At 64.1% G+C, this 18970-nt stretch carries 16 protein-coding genes and 1 pseudogene; 5 read left to right on the plus strand and 12 right to left on the minus strand.

Annotated features, from left to right (window positions below; translation table 11 throughout):
- Nucleotides 1-175: 175 nt before the first annotated feature.
- The 4 genes from ACN0YL_RS02810 to ruvC are packed head-to-tail and all read right to left on the minus strand — an operon-like array spanning nt 176 to nt 2890.
- Nucleotides 176-634 carry a YbgC/FadM family acyl-CoA thioesterase gene (locus tag ACN0YL_RS02810; protein ID WP_417496953.1) on the minus strand — a complete coding sequence of 153 codons (459 nt, stop codon included), beginning with the start codon at nt 632-634 and terminating at the stop codon, nt 176-178.
- Nucleotides 635-641: 7 nt separating this feature from the next.
- Nucleotides 642-1697 carry a Holliday junction branch migration DNA helicase RuvB gene (gene ruvB, locus ACN0YL_RS02815; protein ID WP_417496954.1) on the minus strand — a complete coding sequence of 352 codons (1056 nt, stop codon included), beginning with the start codon at nt 1695-1697 and terminating at the stop codon, nt 642-644.
- Nucleotides 1698-1754: 57 nt separating this feature from the next.
- The gene (gene ruvA / locus ACN0YL_RS02820) at nt 1755-2402 is read right to left on the minus strand and encodes a Holliday junction branch migration protein RuvA (protein ID WP_417496955.1); all 648 of its coding nucleotides are present in this window, start codon (nt 2400-2402) and stop codon (nt 1755-1757) included.
- On the minus strand, nt 2399-2890 hold the full coding sequence (gene ruvC, locus ACN0YL_RS02825) for a crossover junction endodeoxyribonuclease RuvC (RefSeq protein ID WP_339740008.1): 492 nt from the start codon (nt 2888-2890) through the stop codon (nt 2399-2401). Before ruvC ends, ruvA begins: the two co-directional genes overlap by 4 nt.
- Nucleotides 2891-3217: 327 nt before the next feature.
- Here ruvC and ACN0YL_RS02830 point away from each other — a divergent pair, with 327 nt between their 5' ends.
- The 5 genes from ACN0YL_RS02830 to ACN0YL_RS02850 all read left to right on the plus strand — a co-directional run bounded on the left by ACN0YL_RS02830 (nt 3218) and on the right by ACN0YL_RS02850 (nt 7660).
- Complete coding sequence (locus tag ACN0YL_RS02830) at nt 3218-3544, plus strand: hypothetical protein (protein ID WP_417490649.1); 327 nt, start codon at nt 3218-3220, stop codon at nt 3542-3544.
- A gap of 111 nt (nt 3545-3655) precedes the next feature.
- Nucleotides 3656-4285 (plus strand): hypothetical protein, encoded by a 630-nt coding sequence (locus ACN0YL_RS02835; RefSeq protein WP_417496956.1) that lies wholly within the window; start codon nt 3656-3658, stop codon nt 4283-4285.
- Nucleotides 4286-4379: 94 nt separating this feature from the next.
- Nucleotides 4380-5069: a hypothetical protein gene (locus ACN0YL_RS02840; protein WP_417496957.1), complete on the plus strand. Its 690-nt coding sequence runs from the start codon at nt 4380-4382 to the stop codon at nt 5067-5069.
- Nucleotides 5070-5222: 153 nt separating this feature from the next.
- On the plus strand, nt 5223-6410 hold the full coding sequence (locus ACN0YL_RS02845) for a cupin domain-containing protein (RefSeq protein ID WP_417490646.1): 1188 nt from the start codon (nt 5223-5225) through the stop codon (nt 6408-6410).
- A gap of 122 nt (nt 6411-6532) precedes the next feature.
- A complete protein-coding gene (locus tag ACN0YL_RS02850) occupies nt 6533-7660 on the plus strand; it encodes an SMP-30/gluconolactonase/LRE family protein (RefSeq protein ID WP_417496958.1) in 1128 nt (375 codons plus the stop codon).
- A gap of 32 nt (nt 7661-7692) precedes the next feature.
- Here the strand turns inward: ACN0YL_RS02850 and tkt are convergent.
- The 8 genes and pseudogenes from tkt to metH form a co-directional block, all read right to left on the minus strand.
- Nucleotides 7693-9678, minus strand: a pseudogene (tkt, locus tag ACN0YL_RS02855) (transketolase); the annotation flags it as partial.
- A 54-nt stretch (nt 9679-9732) separates the two neighbouring features.
- Nucleotides 9733-11286, minus strand: coding sequence for a glucose-6-phosphate isomerase (gene pgi, locus ACN0YL_RS02860; protein WP_417496959.1), 1554 nt, complete (start codon nt 11284-11286; stop codon nt 9733-9735).
- A 94-nt stretch (nt 11287-11380) separates the two neighbouring features.
- The gene (locus ACN0YL_RS02865; protein ID WP_417496960.1) at nt 11381-12505 is read right to left on the minus strand and encodes an AGE family epimerase/isomerase; all 1125 of its coding nucleotides are present in this window, start codon (nt 12503-12505) and stop codon (nt 11381-11383) included.
- Between the two features lie 67 nt (nt 12506-12572).
- Nucleotides 12573-13334: a YebC/PmpR family DNA-binding transcriptional regulator gene (locus tag ACN0YL_RS02870; protein ID WP_417490642.1), complete on the minus strand. Its 762-nt coding sequence runs from the start codon at nt 13332-13334 to the stop codon at nt 12573-12575.
- A 94-nt stretch (nt 13335-13428) separates the two neighbouring features.
- Nucleotides 13429-14514: a mannose-1-phosphate guanylyltransferase/mannose-6-phosphate isomerase gene (locus ACN0YL_RS02875; protein ID WP_417490641.1), complete on the minus strand. Its 1086-nt coding sequence runs from the start codon at nt 14512-14514 to the stop codon at nt 13429-13431.
- Between the two features lie 302 nt (nt 14515-14816).
- Entirely contained in the window at nt 14817-15086 is a 270-nt protein-coding gene (locus tag ACN0YL_RS02880; protein ID WP_417467309.1) for a hypothetical protein, read from the minus strand.
- Between the two features lie 299 nt (nt 15087-15385).
- Nucleotides 15386-16204, minus strand: a complete 819-nt coding sequence (locus ACN0YL_RS02885; RefSeq protein ID WP_417467311.1) for a TIGR00282 family metallophosphoesterase — start codon at nt 16202-16204, stop codon at nt 15386-15388.
- A 105-nt stretch (nt 16205-16309) separates the two neighbouring features.
- Nucleotides 16310-18967: a methionine synthase gene (gene metH / locus ACN0YL_RS02890; RefSeq protein ID WP_417496961.1), complete on the minus strand. Its 2658-nt coding sequence runs from the start codon at nt 18965-18967 to the stop codon at nt 16310-16312.
- Between the last annotated feature and the right edge of the window lie 3 nt (nt 18968-18970).

Raw genomic sequence — 18970 nt, forward strand, 5'->3', positions numbered from 1 at the left:
CGTGGGGCATCTGATGCTCGCCAAGCGCTATGGCGCCCGATTGCGGCAAATTTCAGATGATCCGGCGGCCCTGCCAGCAAATTCGTCGCAGACCCTCAACGCAGATCGCCGCCAATTCAAGCCTTCGCGGGCTGCAATTTGATAATTTGCTGATTTATTTCTGCAGCCGGTAGCGTCAGGCTTCGGAAATCACGTAGGGCATCCAGGCTTGCGCCATGGATTTGGGCGGCCGTTTGGCGCGCCCTGACGGATCCATGCAGACCGCCTGCACAGCGGCGGTTGCGATGATCTCGTCACCGCGGCGCAAGACCTGGTCCATCATCATGCGCGCGCCCTGCTGCGGCCGGTAGATCGTCTCGACCACCAGCGCATCATCCACTCTCGCGGCCCGGACAAATTCAACATTCATCCGCCGCACGGCGAGGGCCAGCGGATCGGCCTGGGTCGCCAGCTCGGTATGGCTGATGCCGAGGCAGCGCAGGCTGTCGGTGCGGCCACGCTCGAAGAAATGCAGATAGCGCGCGTGATAAACGACGCCGGAAAAATCCGTGTCTTCATAATACACGCGCACCGGCAGGCGATGGATGCGGTCGGCACCGAAGGCGCCGGAGGTGGGGAGGAGTGGATCAGTCATCAGGGCCTCATTTCCCGAACAGGCTGGCCGGCCCCGTTGCCGGCGCGACCGGTGGCGTCAGACCGAGATGATCCCAGGCGCGCGCCGTTGCGACGCGGCCACGCGGGGTGCGTTGCAGAAAGCCCTGCTGGATCAGGAAGGGTTCGACAACATCTTCCAGCGCATCGCGGGCCTCGGCCAGCGCGGCGGCAAGGGTTTCGACCCCGACCGGGCCGCCGGCAAAGCTCACCATCAGCGCCTTGAGATAACGCCGGTCGAGACTGTCGAGCCCGAGCCCGTCCACTTCGAGCCGCCGCAGGGCCTTGTCGGCCGTATCGGCCGTGATTTCATTGCTGCCATCGGCCTCGACGAAATCGCGCACCCGGCGCAAGAGCCGTCCGGCGACGCGCGGCGTGCCGCGGGCGCGGCGGGCGATCTCGCGGGCACCGTCGGGGCTGGCATTGATGCCGAGCTTGCTGGCGGCACGGCTGACGATCAGGCCGAGCTCGGCCTCGTCATAGAATTCCAGCCTTACCGGCACACCGAACCGGTCGCGCAGCGGATTGGCCAGCAGGCCGGCGCGGGTGGTGGCGCCGACCAGGGTGAAGGGCGGCAATTCGATCCGAACCGTCCGCGCCGAAGGCCCCTCGCCGATCACCAGATCGAGGCAGTAATCCTCCATCGCCGGATAGAGGATTTCCTCGACGACGGGCGGCAGGCGGTGGATCTCGTCAATGAAGAGAACATCGCGCGGCTCGAGATTGGTCAGGATGGCGGCGAGATCGCCGGCCTTCGCAATCACCGGACCGGATGTGGCCCGGAAACCGACACCCATTTCGCGCGCGACGATCTGGGCCAGCGTCGTCTTGCCCAGGCCCGGCGGGCCGGACAGCAGGACATGGTCGAGCGCTTCCTCGCGGCGGCGGGCAGCATCGACAAACACCTGCAGATTGGCGATCGAGGCTTTTTGGCCGACGAAATCATCGAAGGAGAGCGGGCGCAGGGCCTTGTCGCGACTGTCACCCGCTTGCGGCGCATGGTCGACGAGACGGTCGGCAGTGGGGTCCGGAAAGGCGTCAGTCATGATGCACCGGGTTTAGCCTGAACCGGCCACGGGCAGCAATGACCGGCTGCGCGACCCTCATGGCGCCAGCACGCGCAGGGAAAGACGGATCAGATCGGAGATCGGCGCATCGCTGCCGGCATCGCGCATCACGGTCGCGACCGCCTGGCGGGCAATGCTCTCCGGATAGCCCAGATTGAGCAGGGCCGAGACCGCATCATCGCGCGCGGCACCGGCTGACGGCGGCATCGGCGTTTGTGGTGCAGTGTCCGGGACCGCAGTGGCGTCACCATGAACCGGCAGGCCGATAGAGAAACTGCGCCCGAGCGGCGGTGCCTTGTCCTTGAGTTCGGTCGCGATGCGCGTCGCCAGCTTGGGACCCACGCCCTTGGCGCGGGCGAAGGCGGCCTTGTCACCGAGCGCGGTGGCATTGGCGAGTTCGTGCGGCGGCAACACATCGAGGATCGACAGCGCCGCCTTGGCGCCAACGCCCTGGATTTCCTGCAGCCGGACAAACCAGGCGCGGTCGAGATCATCCGTGAAGCCATAAAGCTTGAAGGCGTCTTCGCGGACATGGGTCTCGATATGCAGCACCACCGCCTGCCCCGGCTCAAGCCGCGACAGCGTCCGCGTGCCGGCCCCGACCAGATAGCCGACGCCGTGGACATCGATGACCGCTTCCTCGGCCCCTATTGCCTCGACGACCCCCTTCAACATGCCGATCATGCGACGCTCCCGATGCTTCGTGCCCGGCGATGATGGGCGTGACAGATGGCAATGGCCAGCGCATCGGCTGCATCGGCGGTCGCCTTGGTGCCAGGCAGCAGGATCGAGACCATGGCCGCGATCTGGGTCTTGTCGGCAGCACCGGTCCCAACCACCGATTTTTTCACCAACCGCGCTGCGTATTCGGCCACCGGCAGGCCGGCCTGGGCCGGGGCCAGCAAGGCTGCAGCGCGAGCATGACCCAGCTTGAGGGCAGATGACGCGTTGTTGGCCATGAAGGCCTCCTCGATCGCCGACTCGTCGGGCTGGTGCAGGCGAACCAGTTCGGTCACGGCATCAAAGATGTGATTGAGACGCATTGCGAGCGGCGCATCGGTCGGCGGCGTCACAACGCCGTGAGCGATGGCCGCCAGACGGTTGCCATCGACTGTGATTACCCCCCACCCCATCCGGCGGAGACCAGGGTCAATTCCCAGAATTCGAATCATGCTCACAACAGGGCCCGCCTTTGATCAAGGGTTTAGCATTTGCGCAAAGAGAAGAACAAGAGGTGAACGCAAAATTGCTCATCTGAAATGTCCGCCATAACGGCCCGGCGCGGCGCGGATTTTCTGCAAGCGCTTCGCAGTCTCACAATTGATGCGAATTGGTCGCAAGAAAACTTTGTAAGCAATTGAAAACAGGCATTTTTATTATACGCAGTATCATTTGACCGCTATCGGGCCTCACGGCTACAGTAATGGGGAGTATGGACCATTACGAACGCAGGGTTCGTTGGTATTAAAGGGGAATTCTAAATGGCTAAAAAAGGCAAGATGAGCCGTCGCTCATTTCTGACGCGGGTTGCAGGCGGCACGGTTGCCGTCGGCGCCGTCGCGACAGTCGCGGGCGCGACGATGCTGCAGCGCAGCTCCGATGCGGATCCGTCTGATTCCGCGGGCAATGCACGCACCGGCATCACCGACAGCGATTCGGGCAGCTATGCTGACCAGGCTGGTCACGGCACTGGCGCCACCGGCATCACCGACAGCGACAGCGGCGCCTGCGCCGACACCGGCGGTCACGGCCGCGGGAACTCCGGCTATACGGATAGCGACAGCGGAAGCTGCTCCGATCCGGGTGGTCGCGGTCGCGGCGGCTAAGCCAGCTATTTCCGGGTCCGGGCGCCTGCGCGTCCGGACCCGTCCTTCATGCGAGGGATGGCATGCCGGCCCCTGGGGAGGCGCCGGACTTGATCTCAAAGGAATTTTGCCATGGCAAAAAAGGGAAAGCTGAGCCGCCGCTCGTTTCTGACGAGCGTAGCGGGTGCGGCAGTCGCAACCGGCGCAGCAGCCGTCGTTACCGGCGGTTCTGAAGCGCAACGTTATACTGGCCGCACCGACAGCGACACCGGCAGCCACGCCGATCGCGCCGGTTACGGACGCACCGGTATGACCGACAGTGACAGCGGTTCGAATGCGGATCGTGGCGGCTATGGCCGCGGCAGTACGGGTTATACCGACAGCGACACCGGCAGTTATGCTGACCCGGCCGGTCGCGGACGTGGCACGACCGGCGTCACCGACAGCGACTCTGGCGCCTATGCCGACCCGGCCAATCGCGGTCGCGGCGGACGCACCGGCGTCACCGACGGCGATAGCGGCAGTTATGCCGACCCCGTTGGCCGTGGACGCGGTCGTCCGAACAATACCACCGGCATCACCGATTCCGATCCAAACGATCCGGTCGGCAATGGTCGCGGACAGCGCGGCTTCACTGACAGCGACAGCGGCAGTTGTGCCGACCCCGGCGGGCGTGGCCGCGGCCCGGTCCGCCAGGGCACGTCTGACAGCGATTCAGGCCGATGCGCGGATCCCGGTGGCCGGGGCCGCCCGGGCTATTGAGCCCATTGCTCGCGACTGAATTTGCGGGCGGGCCGCACCATGCGGCCCGCCCAACTTTCTTTACGCCCAGCCTTCTTGTGAGGGAGATCATGCAATGGCCAAACGTGGCAAACTGAGCAGACGTTCATTCCTGAGCCGTGTCGCCGGAGCTTCGCTCGCGGTTGGCGCAACCGGCGTTGTTTCAGCCTGCGCGACGACGGGCTACACCGATGCCGACCCCTATGATCCGGTCGGCGGCGGTGGCGGCGGTTATGGTGGCCGCGGGATCACCGACAGCGACACCGGCCGCTATGCGGACCAGGTCGGCTATGGTCGCGGCGGCGGCGTCACCGACTCCGATACCGGCAGCTATGCCGACCCGGTCGGACGGGGCCGTGGCGGCGGCGTGACCGACAGCGATACCGGCAATTATGCCGACCCGGTCGGACGCGGGCGCGGCAGCAGCGGAATCACCGACAATGACACCGGCAATTATGCCGATCCGGTCGGCCGCGGACGCGGCGGCAGCGGTGGCGGAAGCCGGATTACCGACAGCGATTCAGGCCGCTACGCAGACCCGCCGGGGCGCGGCCGCGGTGGCAATAGCGGCGTCACGGACAGCGATACCGGCGCCTATGCCGATCCCGCCGGGCGCGGGCGCGGTGGCGGCGTCACCGACAATGACAGCGGCAGCTATGCTGACCCGGTCGGTCAGGGACGTGGACGTGGCGGCCAGGGCCGCAATGTCACCGACAGCGATACCGGCGCCTATGCCGACCCGGTCGGGCGCGGCCGCGGGAACTGATCCATCCGGCCAGGACAATGCGCGGGCAGGGCAGCAATGCCCTGCCCGTTCAGCCTGCCGTCATAGCCTGCACAGTCACCGCAAGTGCGTGCGGGGCAACCAGAATCATGTAGAATTCCGATGCTAGGCGTGATCGGAAACAAGCGGGGACCAATGAGCGACCAACAATGGATGCAGGATGTACTCGGATACCTGCTCGACCCAATGAAGCCGGAAGAGTTTTTCGCCGACTATCACGAAAAGAAGGCCTTCATCGCACACCGCGACGAGCCCGCACGCTACCGTCCATTGCTCTCGATCCAACGCATTGATGACTTGATCTCGGGGATGGATTTCCAGTCCGGCACGCTGGATATGGCGCGCTCGGATCCGCCGATCGCGCGTGCCGACTACAGCTTCGACAGCGGCATGATCGACCGCGGTGCCGTCGCCCGGAATTTCCAGCAGGGCGCCACCATCATTCTGCCGCAACTGCATCAGGTCGACCCGACTCTCGCCGGCTTCACCCGCTCGATCGAGTCACTGCTGTCCTGTCACGTCCAGACCAATATCTACCTGACACCGCCAGACGCCCAGGGCTTCAGGACCCACTATGACGACCACGATGTATTCGTCCTGCAGGTGGAAGGGTCGAAATCCTGGCGCTTCTACGACACGCCAGTCGCAAACCCCTATCGCGGCGAAGGTTTCCAGGCCGGCACTCATGAAGTGGGCGAGCCGGTGCAGGAATTCGTCTTGCGGGCCGGCGAATGCGCCTACGTACCGCGCGGACTGATGCATGATGCCTCGACCCACGGCCACGATGTCTCGCTGCACATCACGGTCGGACTGATCGTCAAGACCTGGGCCGACCTGATGCTTGAGGTCGTCTCCGAGGTCGCCCTGCGACGCCCGGAATTCCGGCGCGCCCTGCCCGTCGGGTTCGCACAGCCCGAATTTGATCGCAGCAATGCAGAGGCCCAGTTCAAGAGTCTCGTCGCTGCCCTCGCCAGCGAGGCCGATCTCGATTCGTCCTTCGACATGTTCGTCGACAACTTCATCCGGTCCCGGACCCCGAACACCCAGGGCACCATCGTGAATTTTGATACACCGGCCAAGGCGGGACAACGTTATCGACTGCGGCCACTTGTGCCCTGGCGTCTGGCCGAGGATGGCGACGAGATCGTGATCATCACCGCCGGCGGCGAAGTCCGTTTCCCGGCCGCGGCCGAAGCCGGAATCCAGATTCTGCTCGATGGCGGCGACATCTCGGACGGCAGCTTCCCCGACCTGGCAGCGGATCAAGTGCAAGACACGCTGAAAAAACTCTTCGCCTACGGTCTCAGCACTCCGGTCGGCTGATTGCGGTAAGTATTTGGCTACCCTCACCGATGCATTATTCAGTCGCGCAACCGCCCTGTGGCGGCTGGATAATGCACGACCGGGCCATGGGGCCCTGATGGCGTGGGGAAAACTGACCGCTCATGATTTTCAGATATCTCGCCATCCCCCTGGGCATACTCGCCACTTTTCTCATTCTTTGGCTGATGTGGCCGTCACCGATCGACCCTGTCCGCTGGGATGAGCCGCCCGCGCCCGCGCCGACCGAGGCGACAGCGCCCAATGGCGCCCTGCGCGCTGCGACCATCTACCCGGTCGGCGGCGCCGGTGCCGCGCGCGGCATCACCATCTCGGCCGACGGCATGGTCTATTTCGGCACCCCGTCCGGAGACATCATGCGTTTGAGGGCCGGCATCGCCGACGACCGCGTCAGGCCGGAACATATCGCCCACATCGCCGACGCTCCCATTTTCGGCCTCGCCTGGATCGATGAGTCCACGCTGGCGATCGCGACGCCCGCCCGGCTTTTTTCACTGAATTTGACGAGCGGGACGATCACCGCACTCAGCGCAGGCAATACCACCGCACCCTTCGGCAATCTGACCCAGATTGCCGTCGCAGGTAATGGCACCATCTACTTCACCGATTCCTCGGCGCGTTGGGATCATGCCTCACCGCGACCAGGCTATTACTACGACATGCTGGAGAACCGGCCGAATGGCGCGGTCTACGCCTGGGATCCGCAGACGGGCGAGTCTGCGCTGGTCCGCGACCGGCTTTACTTTCCCAATGGCATTGCCATCGCATCTGACGGCCAGTCGCTGCTGGTCAGCGAGTCCTTCCGCTACATGATCAGACGGATATGGATCGCCGGACCGCGCCGGGGCGAGGTCGAGGTGTTTGCCAAGAACCTGCCCGGCATCCCGACGGGCATTACGCTGGATGGCGAGGGTAATGTGATCGTGGCCATGGCCACCGGACGCTCGCGCCTGCTGACAGCTGTACACCGCCATCCGGGACTGACGCGCGTCCTGATCAAGTTGCCGCAATGGCTGCGTCCAAGCGAACCGAGACCGCAAGGTTTCATCCTGCGCCTCAATGAGGCCAGTGGCCGGATCGGCGACAGCTTCCACGACCCGGACAGTGCGATCAATTACCTCTCAGGCATCACGGTCGACCCGGGCGGCGTGCTGTGGTTCGGCTCGGCATTCGGTGGCGTCATCGGCCGCTTCGCGCCGCCAGAGCCACCGGAGCATCCAGCCGCACCCTGACCTGCATTCCCGGGACACTCAGTCTTGCCCGATTAACGGTCCAGACGCGTACGGGCCTTCTCGACAATCGCCTCGACCGTAATGCCGAACAGCTTGTAGAGCTGACCGGCCGGCGCGCTGGCACCGAACCCGGTCATGCCGACGAAGTCCCCGTCAGACCCGATCAGGGCATCCCAGCCATAGCGCAGTGCTGCCTCGATCCCGATGCAGGGCACGCCTGGCGGCAGGATCTCGTCACGATAGCGCCGGCCCTGGTCGAGGAAGAGATCAATGCACGGGGCCGAAACCACCCGTGCGGCGATGCCCGTCCCGGCCAGCTGCGTGGCGGCGTCGACGGCAAGAGCAACCTCCGATCCGGTCGCAACCAGGATGATGTCAGGCTCGCCCGCGGTGTCGCGCAGGATATAGGCCCCGCGCGCCGAGCGGTTTTCCTCGCCATCATCATCGCGCAGGAAGGGCAGCGTCTGACGCGACAGCGCCAACACGCTCGGCCCCTCGAGCCGCAACAAGGCCAGCTCCCAGGCCTCTGCCGTCTCCAGCGCATCGGCCGGACGGTAGACATGCATGTTCGGAATGGCGCGCAGCGAGGCGAGCGTCTCGACCGGCTGGTGCGTCGGACCGTCTTCGCCGAGCCCGATTGAATCATGGGTCAGCACATAGATGACCGGCTGTTGCATCAGCGAGGACAGGCGCATCGCAGGGCGGCAATAGTCGGCAAACACCAGGAAGGTCGCGACATGGGCGCGGAAACCGCCATGCAGGGTAATGCCATTGGCGCAGGCCGCCATGCCATGTTCGCGAATGCCGAAATGGATGTACTGGCCGGCATAGGATTCCGCGGAAACCACATCCATGCCGGGGGCCTTGGTCAGGTTGGACCCGGTCAGATCCGCCGAACCGCCGACCAGGCTGGGCCAGTCGCCGATGAAGGCGTCAAGTGCCTTGCTGGACGCAACGCGCGAAGCCAGGTCGGGTCGATCTTCGGCGACCTTGAGGCGCCAGGCCGTCAATGCCGCGCGTTCGGCCTCGCCGGCATCTCCGGAGATTTGCGACACAAACTCGCCAGCCAGCTCGGACGCTGACAGACGGTCACACCAGGCGGCGTGGGCATCGCCCGAAGCCGTGGCCCGCCAATCGGCGTAGATGTCCTCGGGAATCTCGAACGGTCCATAAGGCCAGTTCAGCGCCTTGCGGGTACCGGCAATCTCCTCGGCACCCAATGGCGCACCATGGCTGCCGGCCGTGCCGGCCTTGGTCGGTGCACCGAAACCGATCGTTGTGCGACAGGCGATCAGGACCGGCCGGTCGCTGGCCTTCGCCGCCTCGATCGCCGCATCGACTGCATCGATATCATGGCCATCGACGCGGCTGGTCGCCCAGCCGGCGGCTTCAAAACGCTTCAGCGTATCGGTCGACTCCGAGAGGCTGGTCGGACCGTCGATCGAGATTTCATTATCGTCCCACAGCACGCACAGGCGATTGAGCTTCAGATGCCCCGCCAGCGAGATGGCCTCGTGGCTGATACCCTCCTGCAGATCACCGTCAGAGGCGATCACCCAGGTACGATGATCAACCACCGCATCGCCATAACGCGCATTGAGCATGCGCTCGGCCAGTGCGAAGCCGACCGACATCGAGATGCCCTGCCCCAGCGGCCCCGTCGTCGCCTCGACGCCAACGGTGTGCCCGTATTCGGGGTGACCGGGTGTCAGCGAGTCGAGCTGGCGGAACTGCTTGATCTGGTCCAGCGTCATGTCCTCGAACCCGGTCAGGTGCAGCAGCGAATACAGCAGCATCGAGCCGTGGCCGGCCGAGAGGATGAAGCGATCACGGTCGGCCCAGCCCGGCGCAGCCGGATCGAATTTCATATGCTTGGCCCACAACACGGTGGCGACGTCGGCCATGCCCATCGGCATGCCGGGATGGCCCGAATTGGCGGCCTGTACCGCATCCATGGAGAGAGCCCGGATGGCATTGGCCATTTGAGCGAGACGGGTCCGGGAAAATGCGTTCATGTCTGTCTCTCTCTTGGCGTCATGGTCAGGCTCGGATCGCCCGAGCCAGACCGCTTGTCAATCCGATACAAAACCTGTCCTGGCAAGCATTGCCCGGGTCGAGGCGTCATAGCCGCTTAATTCACCGTCCAGAATACCCTTCGTCAGCACCTTACCCAGTTCGACGCCCCATTGGTCAAACGGATTGATGCCGTAAAGCACACTCTCGACGAAAACCTTGTGTTCGTGCAGCGCCAGCAGGGCGCCGAGCGTCGCAGGGGTGAGCGCTTCGAGCAGCAGAACCGACGAAACGCGCCCACCCGGCATGGAGCGTTGCGCCGCCAGCGCCGGATCATCGCCGGCGGGAAGCTGTACACCGTCAAGCAAGGCTGCGCCCTGCGCGACCATATTCGCAGCCAGGACGCGCTCGCGCGGGTCATCACTGGTGAAATGGCGCGCGATACCGATGAAATCGACCGGTGTCACATCGCTTCCCTGGTGCAGCCACTGGAAGAAGGAGTGCTGGACCTCGGTACCGCTACCGCCCCAGACGAGGGCGCCGCCCGGCAGGGAGGCCGGCTCGCCCCCGGGGGTGATTGACTTGCCAAGCGATTCCATCTCGAGCTGCTGCAGATAGCCTGGCAACAGAGCCAGGCGAGCCGAATAGGGTGCGACGCAGCGAGCCGGATGGCCCAGCACTGCGCGGTTCCAGAAATCCACCAGCGCCTTGACCACAGGCAGGTTTCGCTCCAGCGGCGCGGTGGCGAAGTGCTCGTCCATCGAGCGGGCACCATCCCGGAAGGCGGCAAACACGTCCGGCCCGAGACCGGTTTCCAGGCTCAGCCCGACCGCGCTCCAGACCGAATAGCGCCCACCGACCCAATCGGGGAAATCAAAGACATTTGCCGGGTCAATCCCGAAGGCAACAGCCTTGTCTCGCGCGGCCGATGCGGCTGCGAAGTGCCGTCCCGCCTGCGCTTCACCGACATGGCCGGCCAGCCATTCGCGCGCCGCCTGCCCGTTCATCAGGGTTTCCTGGGTCGAGAAGGACTTGGAGGCAATAACGAAGAGAAGCGTTTCCGGGTCGGCGCCGGCGACCGCGTGTTGCAGGTCGGAAGGATCAAGGCTGGCGACGAACCGCAGCTCGGGCCCGCCCTCGGCATGGTGAGTCAGCGCGTCCGCAACCAGGCGCGGCCCAAGATCGGATCCGCCGATCCCGATATTGATCACCCGACTGACCGGCTTGCCCCCGGGCCGGAAATCCCCGGCCCGCACCCGTTCGGCGAAGGCCCGGGTCTGGGCCTGGGTCTGGTCGACGAGACGTTCCGCGTCTGACCCCTCAACCCGCGCTCCATGACGATAGGCCATGTGCAGCGCCGGCCGGCCTTCGCTGGCATTGACGATCCCGCCCGAGAGCAGGGCGTCGCGCCGGGCAGCGAATCCCAATCCTTCAAGATGGGCGACAAGCGCCACCAGGCTTGCGCGATCAAGCCGCTGTTTGGAGCAATCCAGCTCGATGCCGGCATGAGCCATGAGCAGAGAGGCTGCGCGCCCGGGATCGGCCGCCATCAACGCCCTGAGACGGGCCTCGCCGAGACGCGCGCCATGCGTGGTCAGTTCTGGAGGAAGCACGATCTCGTCCTACTCAATGTCGGCCCGGAAAAACTAGAACCCGCCGCGCCGGAACACAAGGAAATGCCCGGTAGCGCCGCGCCGTGTCGCGGGCTCATTGCGCCATGCCGGACGCGCGGTCCGCCCCCGGTCCGAGCCGGACACATTCGGCGACACCGCCAAAGGCATGATAGAGCGTGCTGGCCGGTATCCGGTCCGAGCGCGGACAGCCATTGCCGTCAAACTGGTCGATCCAGCCGCCGGCGACCGTCTCATGGAGATGATAGCCCAGCAGGCCCGCCCCTGCCCGTTCGGCATGCGCGCTGGTTTCGGGGCTGCCGGTCTGACACAGCATCACTGCCGTGCGCAGCCACTCGGTCTGCATCCAGGTCCTCGAAGAACTGTCCAGCACCTCCCCGCGCGGATTGATGGCTGCGTTCAAAAGACCGGTCCGCGGATTGATGCCAACGCGCATCGCGGTCTCGAACAGGGCGATGGCGGCTGGATCGAGCGGCTCGCCGCCAATGCGCTGGTATTCGTGCAGCAACCAGGCCCATTCACACAAATGCCCCGGCTCGACCACCAGGCCCAGATCGCCGGCGGCCCGCCCCCAATCTGCATTGAAAAACTCATGCACCATGGCAGTCTTCGAGTCGTAGAAGACCCGGTCGAACAAATCCTTGATCGCATGAACGCCCGCGAGCGCCTGCGCACTTCCGCTCGCCTCGTGCAGCGCCATCAGGGCTTCAAACAGGTGCATGTGCGGGTTTTGCCGCCGCGGCCATTGCTGACCGGCCATCGATTCACGATAGCCACCGGCCGGGTCGGCAAGCTCGGTGTCCAGGAAGGCCAGCGTCTCGTCGGCGAGATCGTACCAGCCCGCATCGCCACTGGCGCGCCCGAGCCAGGCCAGGGCGAGCAGGATGAAGGCGTGGTCATAGAGGTCACGGACCGGGCTGGCGACATCCCCTGTCTCTGTAAGCTGATGCACCCAGCCGGGGGCGCCATCGACCTGCCAGGCGCGCTGACGCAGCAGGGTCGCCGCTTCCTCGGCCAGCCCGAGACCATCGAACCAGCCCTCATGATGGGCCCGGGCATAGACATAGATCTGACGCGCCTGCACTCGCACCCGCCGACGCTCGCCGGCAATCGCGGAGCCATCCAGTGCTACCGATTCCCGGAACCCGCCATGCACATCGTCCCAGCCGTGTGCGGCCCAGAAGGGCAGCGCCGTCTGCAACCCCCATTGTGCAATTCTGCCTACCCCGTCCACGCGGAACCCCGATCAAGTGGCTTACGGCAATCTATCAAGCCAGCGCGGCCATGTCCTCATCGGAGATATCGAAATTGGCGTACACATTCTGGACGTCATCGCTGTCGTCGAGCGCGTCCATCATCTTCATCAGGCCGGGAACCTTGTCGCTGGGCACCGGGATCAGATTCTGCGGTTTCCAGATCAGCGAGGCGGAGACCGGGTCACCGAATTTCTCGCCCAGTGCCGCGACCACGTCCATCAGGTCTTCGCGCGCCGTGTAGATGATGTGTTGGCCTTCATTGTCATCATCGCCGGCTTCGGACGCGACATCCTCGGCACCGGCCTCGATGGCGGCTTCCATCATCGTGTCCTCATCCGCGACGCTGAGTGGAAAGCGGATTTCACCAACATTGTCGAACATGAAGGCGACCGAACCGGTCTCGCCCATATTGCCGCCATTCTTGGCGAAGGCGGTGCGGACATCGGCCGCGGCACGGTTGCGGTTATCGGTCGAGACCTCGACGATCACGCCGACCCCACCGGGACCGAAGCCCTCATAGCGGATGTCTTCATAGCTGTCGGCATCGCCGCCCGCGGCCTTGTCGATCGCGCGCTGGATATTGTCCTTGGGTACCGACTGGCCCTTGGCGATCGAGACCGCCAGACGCAGCCGTGGATTGGCATCGATATCACCGCCGCCCAGCTTGGCAGCGATCGTGATGTCCTTGGACAGTTTGGAGAACAGCTTGGAGCGAAGCTTGTCCTGCCGCCCCTTGCGGTGCTGGATGTTCGCCCATTTGGAATGTCCGGCCATGTTTGGCTTCCCTATGCCTGCAAATTCGAGGTTTTTTCCTTACCCAGAATGACCGTGAAAGGCCACTCGGTTCGCCACATACCGATGTGGCAGATCACAAGAGGTCGTGGTGCCCGCCATCCTTGAGCGCATCGACGATTTTCTTGACGCTCTGGGCATCGTCGCGATGAACAACCAGAACCGCGTCGCCGGTGGCCACGATAATCAGATCCTTGACGCCATGAATGGCCACCTTGGCGCCATTGGAGATGACGAAGGAGTTTTCGCTGGCGTGGATACTGACATTGCCGCGCGCGGCATTGCCGTTCTCATCCTTCTCGGAAATCGACCACAGCGCATCCCAGGACCCGACATCCGACCAGCCGATGTCTGCGGGCACGACGACTGCCTGGTCGGTTTTTTCCATCACGGCGTAGTCGAAGGAAATCGACGGGCAGGCCCCGAAGGCCGCCGCGTCGAGCGTCAGCTTGGTCCCGGTGATCGTAGCGTCCTCAACGGCGGCCCGGCTGCAGTGCGCGACGTCGGCGCAATGGGCGTCCAGTTCCCGGATCAGCGCACCGGCGCCGAACAGGAATATCCCGGCATTCCAGTAGTATTCGCCACTGGCAAGGAAGTCTGCCGCGGTCTCGGCGTCAGGCTTTTCGGTGAAGGTGCGGACGTGAAAGCCAGACAGGACCGGTGCGCCACGGCGGATATAGCCATAGCCGGTCTCCGGTGCGTCCGGTTCGATCCCGAAGGTGACCAGCTGCCCCTGCGCCGCCAGGGCCGCGCCGTGGGCGATCGCCTGGTGGAAGCCGTCAATGTCGCGAATATGATGATCGGCGGGCAGCAACAGAATGAGCACATCATCACCCAGATCGCGCCGCACCAGCTCGGCCGCCACGGCAGCGACGGGGGCCGTATTGCGGCCGACCGGCTCGACGACATAGCAGGAGGGGGCACAGCCGAGCTCATCGAGCTGCTCCCGGGCACGATCATACTGGCACTCATTGAGGACAATGATCGGCGGCTCGAACTCGAAATCCTTCGAGGTCGCCGCAACGCGGCGCGCCGTTTCCTGCACCATGCTGAGCTCGGTCACGAGTGGATGCAATTGCTTGGGATGGGCAGCGCGGGAAAGCGGCCACAGGCGTGTCCCTGATCCGCCCGACATGATCACTGGAACAATACGCACTACCATTCGCCCGCCCTCATTCGGTTGCCCGTTGCCGGTCAGCCTCGCCTGGGTGCAACTCTACAATTGCACGCCGCCAATGCACAGGCCGGCCCGCAGGTTAATCCTGTTCTGCAACCGTTCGGGCCGCAGCGTCGCGCCGAACCGGGACAGGTTGGGAAATCGCGACAATCATGCCCGATGGCCGTTGGTGGATTGGCGCGCTGAGCGGGGATGGGACCGACTGTTTCACACAAGCGCAAGTGCAGCACGACGCGCATCCGATCGACGAGCAATCGCCGGGAAGCCCCGCCGCGCCGCCGCGCGGATCAGAGATTGGCGACCTTGCTGCCACTCGCCGCGCCCGTCGCGGGCGGGAAATTGCGAATGGTGAGAAAATTGAGAAACTGGCCCAGCATGCTCGCACTGTCAGTCTGGACAACGCGAATATAGGACTCGGACTCCTGCAGGCTGGTGGTGAACACACAGGCCTGGTTATCGGTGCCATCTTCCTCGCAAGTTCTCAGGAAATCGACCAGATACTGATCAAAAACAAGGGCATCCTGCGCTTTTTCGAACCGGATCGTCTGCTTGAACATACCGTCCCCCGATAGTCGATGCATACCACACGCGCAGTATCGAACGAAGCACCGGCTCCCCATATGCGAGTCGGGCGGGCGGTTTCCCCGTTCAGTGCGCCTGGCAGATGTCCGGCTCGTCTCGGCCACGACTTGCTGCCCTCGATCATGCCAGCGCCTGCTCTGCCACTCTGGCAAATACTGCGGCATGTCTCCCGTGATCAGGATCATGACATATGCGTAATTTTTCAAGGGGCAAGAGTCAGCCCGGGCCTCAAAGCGCTTGCAGGCTCTGGAATGCACAACTGAAAATAGTTTAGTCAGCGCTGCGGAATCATCTCGCTCAGCTGGCCGCCGATCCGGATCGGCTCACACCGCAGAGCCAGGCCCGTGGCGTCGTCAGTTTCGACAAACACGCCGCAAACCGTGGCCTCGCCGGTCGCGGGTTCAAAACGGCCGGTGCGCATCCGGGTCGTAAAGCGGCGCAGTGGCTCTTCCTTGTCCATGCCGATCACCGAGTCGTAATCGCCACACATGCCGGCATCGGTCTGATAGGCCGTGCCGCCGGGCAGGATGCGCGCATCGGCGGTCGGGACATGGGTGTGGGTGCCGACAACGAGGCTGGCCCGGCCATCGCAATTGACGCCCATGCCCATTTTTTCACTGGTCGCCTCGGCGTGAAAATCGATGATGATCGCATCCGCGACCATCCCCAGCGGTGCCGCCGCAAGTTCACGCTCGATGGTCGCGAAGGGGTCATCGAGGGTTTCCATGAACAGGGCCCCCATCAGATTGACGACCAGGACACGCGAGCCATTGGCCGCCTCGATCAGATTGGCGCCCTTGCCCGGGGTCGATCCGGCCGGGTAGTTCGCGGGCCTGAGCAGGCGCGGTTCGCGATCGATATAGGTCAGGGTCTCGCGCTGGTCCCAGGCATGATTGCCCAGCGTGAGCGCATCGACGCCGAGATCGAACAGGCCTTCGCAGATCTTCTCGGTGACGCCGAAACCGGCCGCCGCGTTCTCGGCATTGACGACGACGAAGTCGAGCGCGAGGTCCTGGCGCAGATCCGGCAGATGCGCTTCCAGCGCCCGGCGTCCGGTCTTGCCGACAATGTCACCGAAAAAAGCGAAACGCATGCGTGGGCTCCAGACGCGATCAGTCCGCAGGACAGGGCAGGCCGCGGGATATGGCGCATATCGGGCGCAAAGTCCAAATCATCGCTGATGATCGCTGCAACCGCGTCAGGCCGGGAGCGGCGCGGCCGGGACATAATCCAAAATCGGCCCCAGCGCCCGCTCGGCGTCCTCCAGCGGCCAGCCCTTGCGGGCGGCATAGTCCTCGACCTGGTCACGCAGGATACGGCCAACGGCGAAATAGCAGCTGTCCGGATGCGAGAGATACAGGCCGGAAACCGACGAGGCCGGCGTCATGGCGAAGGAATTGGTCAGGCTGACACCCGTCGCTTCGGTCGCATTGAGCAGGGCGAACAGGGTGCGCTTTTCCGAATGGTCGGGCTGTGAGGGATAGCCCGGGGCCGGACGGATGCCGGCATAGGTCTCGGCGATCAGATCCTGACGCGACAGGGCCTCGTCCGGCGCATAGCCCCAGTGCTCACGGCGCACCTGCTCGTGCAGCCATTCAGCGCAAGCTTCGGCGAGCCGGTCCGACAGCGCCTTGAACATGATCGAGGAGTAATCATCCTTTTCCGCCGCGAGGCGGGCATGGAAGGCCTCGTTCTCACCGGCGGTGACGACGAAGCCGCCGATATAGTCGGCATGACCGCGCGGGGCGATGAAGTCGAATTGCGACAGGTGCGGCCGGTCATTATCCTTGGCTGCCTGCTGACGCAGACCGTGGAAGGTCTGCAGCCGCGTCGCGCGGGTCTCGTCGGTGTAGATTTCGGCGTCATCGCCCACGCGATTGGCCGGCCAGAAGCCGCACACCGCCTTCGGCGCCAGCAATTTCTCGTCAACGATGCGCTTGAGCATCGCCTGGGCATCATTGAACAGGTCGCGCGCAACAGTCCCACGCTTGGGATCGTCGAAAATCGCCGGATAGCTGCCCTTGAGCTCCCAAGTGAAGAAGAAGGGCGTCCAGTCGATATAATCGATCAGGGTCTCGATCGAGGGCGAAAAGCTCCGGGTGCCGGTAAAGGCCGGTTTGGGCGGACTATAGGCCGACCAGTCGCAATCCCAGGCATTGGCCCGGGCTTTTTCCAGTGGCAGCCGCGCCTTCTTCGAGCGTGCCGCAAGACGGCGCTCGCGGATCTTGGCCAGGTCTTCGCGGACCTCCGCCGCATAGGCAGCGCGATCATCGCCCAGCAGTTTGGAGACGACGCCAACCGCGCGGCTGGCATCAAGGACATGGATCACCGGTGCGACCGAGATCGCCGGATCGATCTTGACGGCGGTATGGGCCGGGCTGGTGGTGGCACCGCCAATCATCAGCGGCAGTGTGATATTGCGCCGCTCCATTTCAGACGCGACGAAGACCATCTCGTCCAGCGACGGCGTAATCAGGCCCGACAGGCCGATGACGTCCGCTTTTTCGCGCAGGGCTGTCTCGAGGATTTTCTCGGCAGGCACCATCACGCCGAGGTCGATCACCTCATAGCCATTACATTGCAGCACCACGCCGACGATATTCTTGCCGATATCGTGGACATCGCCCTTCACCGTCGCCATCACGATCTTGCCGGCCGAGGATTGCGCCTCGCCGGCCGCTTCCTTCTCGGCTTCCATGAACGGAATGAGATGTGCGACGGCCTGTTTCATCACCCGCGCCGATTTCACAACCTGCGGCAGGAACATGCGGCCATCGCCGAACAGGTCGCCGACGACATTCATGCCGTCCATCAACGGGCCTTCAATCACATGCAAGGGCCGTTCGGCGAGCTGGCGTGCTTCCTCGGCATCCTCGACGATGAACTCATTGAGGCCGTGGACCAGGGCGTGCTTGATGCGCTCATTGACCGGCGCCTCGCGCCAGGCGAGATCGCGCTCCTTCGCCCTGGAGCCACCGCTGTCTCGCCAGTTCTCGGCCTCGGTGAGCAGACGGTCAGTGGCATCCTCGCGACGATTGAGAATCACATCCTCGACCAGATCGCGCAGCTTCGGTTCGATATCGTCATAAATGTCGAGCTGGCCGGCATTGACGATGCCCATATCCATGCCGGCATGGATGGCGTGATAGAGGAAAACGGTGTGCATGGCCCGGCGCACCGGCTCATTGCCACGAAAGGAAAACGACACGTTCGAGAGCCCGCCGGAGACATGACAGCCGGGCAATTCCTGACGGATTCGCCGCGTCGCCTCGATGAAGGCCACGGCATAGTCATTATGCTCCTCGATCCCGGTGGCGACAGCGAAGATATTGGGATCGAAGATAATGTCTTCCGGCGCGAAGCCGACCGTATCGACCAGCAGGTCATAGGCGCGCTTGCAGATCGCGACCTTGCGGTCGGCGGTATCGGCCTGACCGGCCTCGTCAAAGGCCATGACAACCACGGCGGCGCCATAGGCCTGGCACAGACGTGCCTGCCTGAGGAAGGGCTGCTCGCCCTCCTTCAGGCTGATCGAATTGACGATCGGCTTGCCTTGCGTGTTTTTGAGCCCTGCCTCGATCACCTCCCATTTGGAGCTGTCGATCATCACCGGCACCCGCGCCACATCAGGCTCGACCGCGATCAGGCGCATGAAGGTCGTCATCGCCTCGACACTGTCGAGCAGGCCTTCATCCATATTGATGTCGATGATCTGGGCGCCATTCTCGACCTGCTGCCGCGCCACCGCCACGGCCGACGCGTAGTCGCCCTCGGTGATCAGGCGGCGGAACACTGCCGAGCCGGTCACATTGGTGCGTTCGCCGACATTGACGAAGGTGGAGACAGGTGTGGTCATGGG

Source organism: Maricaulis sp., assembly GCF_048269565.1.
Taxonomy (GTDB): domain Bacteria; phylum Pseudomonadota; class Alphaproteobacteria; order Caulobacterales; family Maricaulaceae; genus Maricaulis.